The sequence below is a fragment of the Nostoc cf. edaphicum LEGE 07299 genome (assembly GCF_015207245.1).
GTDB classification, from domain to species: domain Bacteria; phylum Cyanobacteriota; class Cyanobacteriia; order Cyanobacteriales; family Nostocaceae; genus Nostoc; species Nostoc edaphicum_B.
The window spans coordinates 1-4,984 of record NZ_JADEXF010000370.1 but is presented as its reverse complement, the minus strand read 5'-3'; the positions used below and the strand labels follow the sequence as shown (position 1 = coordinate 4,984).

Annotated in this window: 4 protein-coding genes, 1 tRNA gene and 1 pseudogene; 2 read left to right on the top strand and 4 right to left on the bottom strand. The window is 42.0% G+C overall.

The annotated features are described in order from the left end of the window. A partial coding sequence (locus IQ229_RS12775) for a DUF4335 domain-containing protein (protein ID WP_194044214.1) occupies positions 1-1,161 on the bottom strand: 1,161 nt, incomplete at its 3' end. After that, a complete protein-coding gene (locus IQ229_RS12770) occupies positions 1,158-1,784 on the bottom strand; it encodes a DUF3038 domain-containing protein (protein ID WP_094350233.1) in 627 nt (208 codons plus the stop codon). The genes IQ229_RS12770 and IQ229_RS12775, both read right to left, overlap by 4 nt. Before the next feature lie 488 nt (positions 1,785-2,272). Between IQ229_RS12770 and IQ229_RS12765 the strand changes: the two genes are divergently transcribed. Both IQ229_RS12765 and IQ229_RS12760 read left to right on the top strand, forming a co-directional pair. After that, complete coding sequence (locus tag IQ229_RS12765; RefSeq protein ID WP_194044212.1) at positions 2,273-2,791, top strand: adenine phosphoribosyltransferase; 519 nt, start codon at positions 2,273-2,275, stop codon at positions 2,789-2,791. Between the two features lie 180 nt (positions 2,792-2,971). Beyond that, the gene (locus tag IQ229_RS12760; protein ID WP_194044210.1) at positions 2,972-4,018 is read left to right on the top strand and encodes an ABC transporter permease; all 1,047 of its coding nucleotides are present in this window, start codon (positions 2,972-2,974) and stop codon (positions 4,016-4,018) included. A 259-nt stretch (positions 4,019-4,277) separates the two neighbouring features. Here IQ229_RS12760 and IQ229_RS12755 read toward each other — a convergent pair. Continuing rightward, positions 4,278-4,348: transfer RNA gene (locus IQ229_RS12755), tRNA-Gly, on the bottom strand. Between the two features lie 50 nt (positions 4,349-4,398). Then, positions 4,399-4,984 (bottom strand): annotated as a pseudogene (locus IQ229_RS12750) (hypothetical protein); the annotation flags it as partial.

The window sequence follows — 4,984 nt, the reverse complement described above, 5'->3', positions numbered from 1 at the left end:
ATTATAAAGCTTTTTATTTAAACCTTTAGTGATATTAGAGTCAGTAATTTTTGCACCGACGACCTCTGGTGTCTTAGCATATCCTCGCCAAGGGCTAACTTGCAGCACACCATTTGTAGTAAACACTATTCGGAATTGGGCGATTGGTTCATTAGAAATGGGAGCGCGGTTAGCAGGATTGTAAAGTAGGTTAGGCAGAGGAGTTTGCTCGATTCCTTGATTGGCCTCCTTATTCACCGCTTTATAACCAACGATCGCTCCATCCGCAGCTACACCCAAACGATAGATCAAATCCTGTTGCAATCCTGAACGCTTAGTCCAAGCTGGATGAACTTGGTTATACACTTGACGATTCAATGCACGCAGCTGAGATGGATCGGTAATTTCTGGAACTGTATTTAAAAGTGCTTCTAAATCTTTAACTACTGGCTTTTCATTGGCTGTGGGTGGTGTCGTCGGTGTTGCAGCCTCGATGGGTGTTGCAGCCGCTGATGCTGGAGGATTAAGGCTCTTTATTGTAGAGCTAGTTTGCTCATCTGGCTTAGGCTGCGGTGGACGAATTTGGGGAGGTGGAATCAGGTTAAATGCGATCGCTGCTACTGCTAAACTTGATACTCCTACAGCCGCAGGAACAGCCTGCCTAATTACAGCCTGACTGGCACCGCCATAACGTCTAGTAACTGGTTGCAGTTCTAGGGATAATTCTGGTAAAGTCTGGGTATCAGCAAAAAACTGATCCACTGCTTCTACCAAATCAAATAACTGTACCGTATTCAAATCTATTTCAATAGGCGGACGCTTAGAATTATTAGAGTGAGACTCGAACCCCTCTGGAGCATTCTCTGAATGTATGATTAACCTGTGGCGGTTGCCGTCAATTTTTTGAAACTCTACTAGCTCCGATTCCTGGTTGTGTGCTTGCGGATTGGGTACAGTACTCAGAAATTCTTGGGCATAACCACTAACAGCCCTCACCAAACTTTCAAAAAATTCTCGCCCTCCTGTTAGGGGTTGATTGTAACCAGATAAATAGCATTCTGCATTTACCAATATTGATAATTCTGGGCGCATTTCCTGGAACTGTGCAGCCCTAGTGACATCACTTAACCCTTCTAAAAGAAGAGTACAATTAGGTAGACTGTACTTACGTTGAATATTCATTCCACTTCACCGTCAAAAAGACTAATCCAGAACCGCTGCATTCCAGCAGTACCAGTACAAAATAGTAATTGTCCTAACAAGTTTATTGCTAGCGCATCTAATTTTTCATCAGAAGTTAATGCTAGTACACCAGAACGTCTAGCATTCATCCGGCTTTTAAAATGCGCTCTAAACCGCTCTAAATAATTAGATAGCCGCAAATTCTGTTCTAATGGAATCTGTTTTTCTTCCATTTGTTGACATATCATTAATAACTGGCGGATGACAACAGTTAAACGCCGTGCTATGTAGCAAGCAATGACCACTAAAGCTTTTGCTTCCATAATAGTTAAGGGACGGCGCATGTGCGCTCTTCGTAGCGGGTTAGAGCTACGCATCCGCCATAAATTCACCCTGTCTTTAACAATTCCTTTAAGATCCAACTCTTGAGCAAAAGCCAGGATTGCTTCCGAACCACCAAGTTCTAAAGCTTCAATTGCCAGTAAAATTAGGTCAATTTGCAGCCTAGTTCTCCGAGGACACGTTTTGGAAGCGATCGCAGGATCTGGTAAAGTGTCCAGAATCATCGGCAGTGAGTCTTGGGTTGGACTGTTGAACGGCGTTAAACTTGCTGAAACATTCATTCTATAAATACCTTGTGCGGTTCCAACAGACTAGATAAAACAAATTTAAGATCGGTAGCCAAGACTTGTGGCAGTAGCATGACTACCTGATATATACATTACTTAACTCTTTCTACTCAAAGTTTTCCCTATATTGAAATCAAAATTTTAAAACATAACTAAATTCACCTCATTTATTAGTGAAATACCTTTTATAGCTTGGTTTAGATTCTAATTATCGTCAATGAAAAGCGAAGCTTTAGCCTCGACCTCCAATTGACCCCCAGCGTATGACATTATAGTGTACGATTTTTCAGGTATCTGAAATTGGGCACTTGTACTGAGCGTATCGCTAAAGCGAAAGCTCCGCTAACGCGTAGCCTCTCGTAGAGAAGTCGTTGGCGTAGCCTCTCCAAGAGTTGTATTGAGCATTAGGCATTGGGCATTGCTTATTAATTTTTCTACCTCATGCCCCATTCCCCATTCCCCACTCCTTTATTCCCCATTTTATGGATTTAAAGTCTCTCGTTCGTGACATTCCAGATTTCCCGAAACCCGGAATTTTATTTCGGGATATTACTACGTTACTGCGCGATCCAGAGGGACTGCGCTACACTATTGACTTTTTAACACAAAAATGCCATGAAGCTGGAATAACAGCCGATTATGTCATTGGTATGGAGTCGAGAGGATTCATTTTTGGTTCGCCTCTGGCTTATAAATTAGGGGCTGGTTTTATTCCCATCCGCAAAAAAGGGAAGTTACCAGCAGCCGTTCACTCCATTGAATATCAACTAGAGTATGGTACAGACTGCCTAGAAGTGCATCAAGACGCTTTACACCAAGGTAGCCGAGTTTTGATTGTGGACGATTTGATTGCCACAGGTGGAACAGCGAGTGCCACAGCAAAATTGTTACAGAAGATTGGCTGCGAACTAGTAGGATTTGGGTTTATTATCGAGCTACGGGATTTACAAGGGCGTACACATTTACCGGACGTGCCGATTATCTCTTTAATTGAATATTAGTCATTAGTCGTTGGTCATTAGTCACTTGTACTGAGTTTCGACTGCGCTCAACTACCGCGTAGTCGTTGGTGCAGCCTCTCGTAGAGAAGTATTGGTCAATAGAAAAACAACTGGCAAAGGACAAATGACAAAGGACAAAATATAAATGACAAAGGACAAATGACAAAGGACAAAATATAAATGACATCTACGAAAATTTCCTTGGAGACAGGTCGGGATTGGCTAATCGGGCTAGTCACGAGCGAAACTTTTGTTTATGTGGCAAAGCGGCTATTGCAGGCACTGCTAACTTTGTTGTTAGCCTCAGCGTTGTCGTTTTTCATCATTCAACTCGCTCCCGGTGATTATGTAGATACGCTGCGGCAAAATCCGAAAATATCTCCAGAAAGAATTGAGGAAATCAAACGGCAGTTTGGTCTAGATAAGTCTTGGCCAGAGCAATTTGGACTGTGGCTATGGCGAATATTGACCAAAGGGGATTTTGGCACGAGTTTTATTTATCAACGTTCAGTGGCATCGCTGTTGTGGGAACGAGTACCAGCGACTTTGCTATTAGCGATCGCATCTTTAATTGTCACATGGGCGATCGCCATCCCTCTAGGGATATTTGCCGCTGTCAAACAAAATAAGCCAGCAGACCGGATTTTACAGGTAATTAGTTACGCAGGACAAGGTTTTCCTAGTTTCATCACTGCCTTAGCGCTGCTGGTTTTAGCCCAAATCACCTCGCCATTTTTCCCAGTGGGTAGCATGACTAGCATCAATCACTCAGAACTGTCGTGGTTTGGCAGAATCTTAGATATCGGCTGGCACATGATTTTACCCACCATTGCACTCTCAATTACTAGTTTTGCTGGTTTGCAACGCATCACTCGCGGCGAATTATTAGATGTCCTGCGTCAGGATTACATCCAAACGGCTCGTGCCAAAGGTTTACCAGAAAACCGCGTCATCTATGTTCATGCACTCCGCAACGCTATAAATCCCTTAATTACTTTATTAGGTTTTGAATTAGCTGGTTTATTAAATGGTGCCTTCATCGCCGAATTTTTCTTCAACTGGCCTGGTTTAGGAAGATTGGCTTTACAGGCTTTACAAGCTCAAGATTTATATTTATTAATGGCAAGCTTGGTTATGGGCGCAGTACTGCTGATTGTTGGCAATTTAATCGCCGACTTGATGCTCAAAGCAGCCGATCCACGCATTCGCCTAGAAAATCTTAATTAGCAGCAATTCTAAAATTCAAAAAATCAAAACTTATTGGGCGTTTTCCAGAGTCCTGTCAACTATCAAACAACAAAGAGGTAGCCAGAGTGCGGATATTATTGAATAAAGTGTTGCTTATTCCTCATCCTAGAATTTGGCTACTCTCAGTTTCAATTTATTTCTGCACGCTGCAAAAAATTCTGAATTGCTGTTTAACTAATTATTTTACTAAAATTCAGACTTAGGTTTTTGTACTCGTATATTTAAGAGTTTTTTTTTAAGCGGGCGGCGGGAATCGAACCCGCATTAATAGCTTGGAAGGCTATAGTTTTACCACTAAACTACGCCCGCAAATTTCCAACCCTATAAACTTAACATAGTTTCTGTAAAAATTCAAGCATTTAGTTGGAATTTGCGGGTTGCATTTTGATCCTGACATACAAATTGCTCAATTCTGGTTTTGTGCCATCGTTATTGTGGGCAGCAAGAAAGTTTTCTGTTTTGAAAACTTCATTGAGGACTTGCTCGTATGTACTTTTTTCACTTTGCAGTTTTGCTGGTTCTATTTCTAGAACAACAGCCTGTTGAAAGTTGCCATTCTGATCGATTATCAAGCTAGCCAAAAGTTGTGCTGGCTCAAGTTCCGAATTGTGGACAAGAAAACTTGGGTCTAATTGTTTTGTGTTGCTTCCCCTGTATAAAGCGATAACGTCGGGTAAAGCATCTTGTCGAAATCCTTTTGATTGTATCAAGCTAATCACTTCATCTCTGGATAAGGGAGCTACTATTGCTACCGATGCTCCTCGAGTCGAAGTTGCTGGAGTTTCTATAGTCGAAGTCGCTGGAGTTTCTCTAGTTGAAGTTGCTGGAGTTTCTCTAGTCGAAGTTGCTGGAGTTTCTCTAGTCGAAGTTGCTGGAGTTTCTCTAGTCGAAGTTGCTGGAGTTTGTCTAGTCGAAGTCGCTGGAGTTTCTCTATTTTCAGTTTCT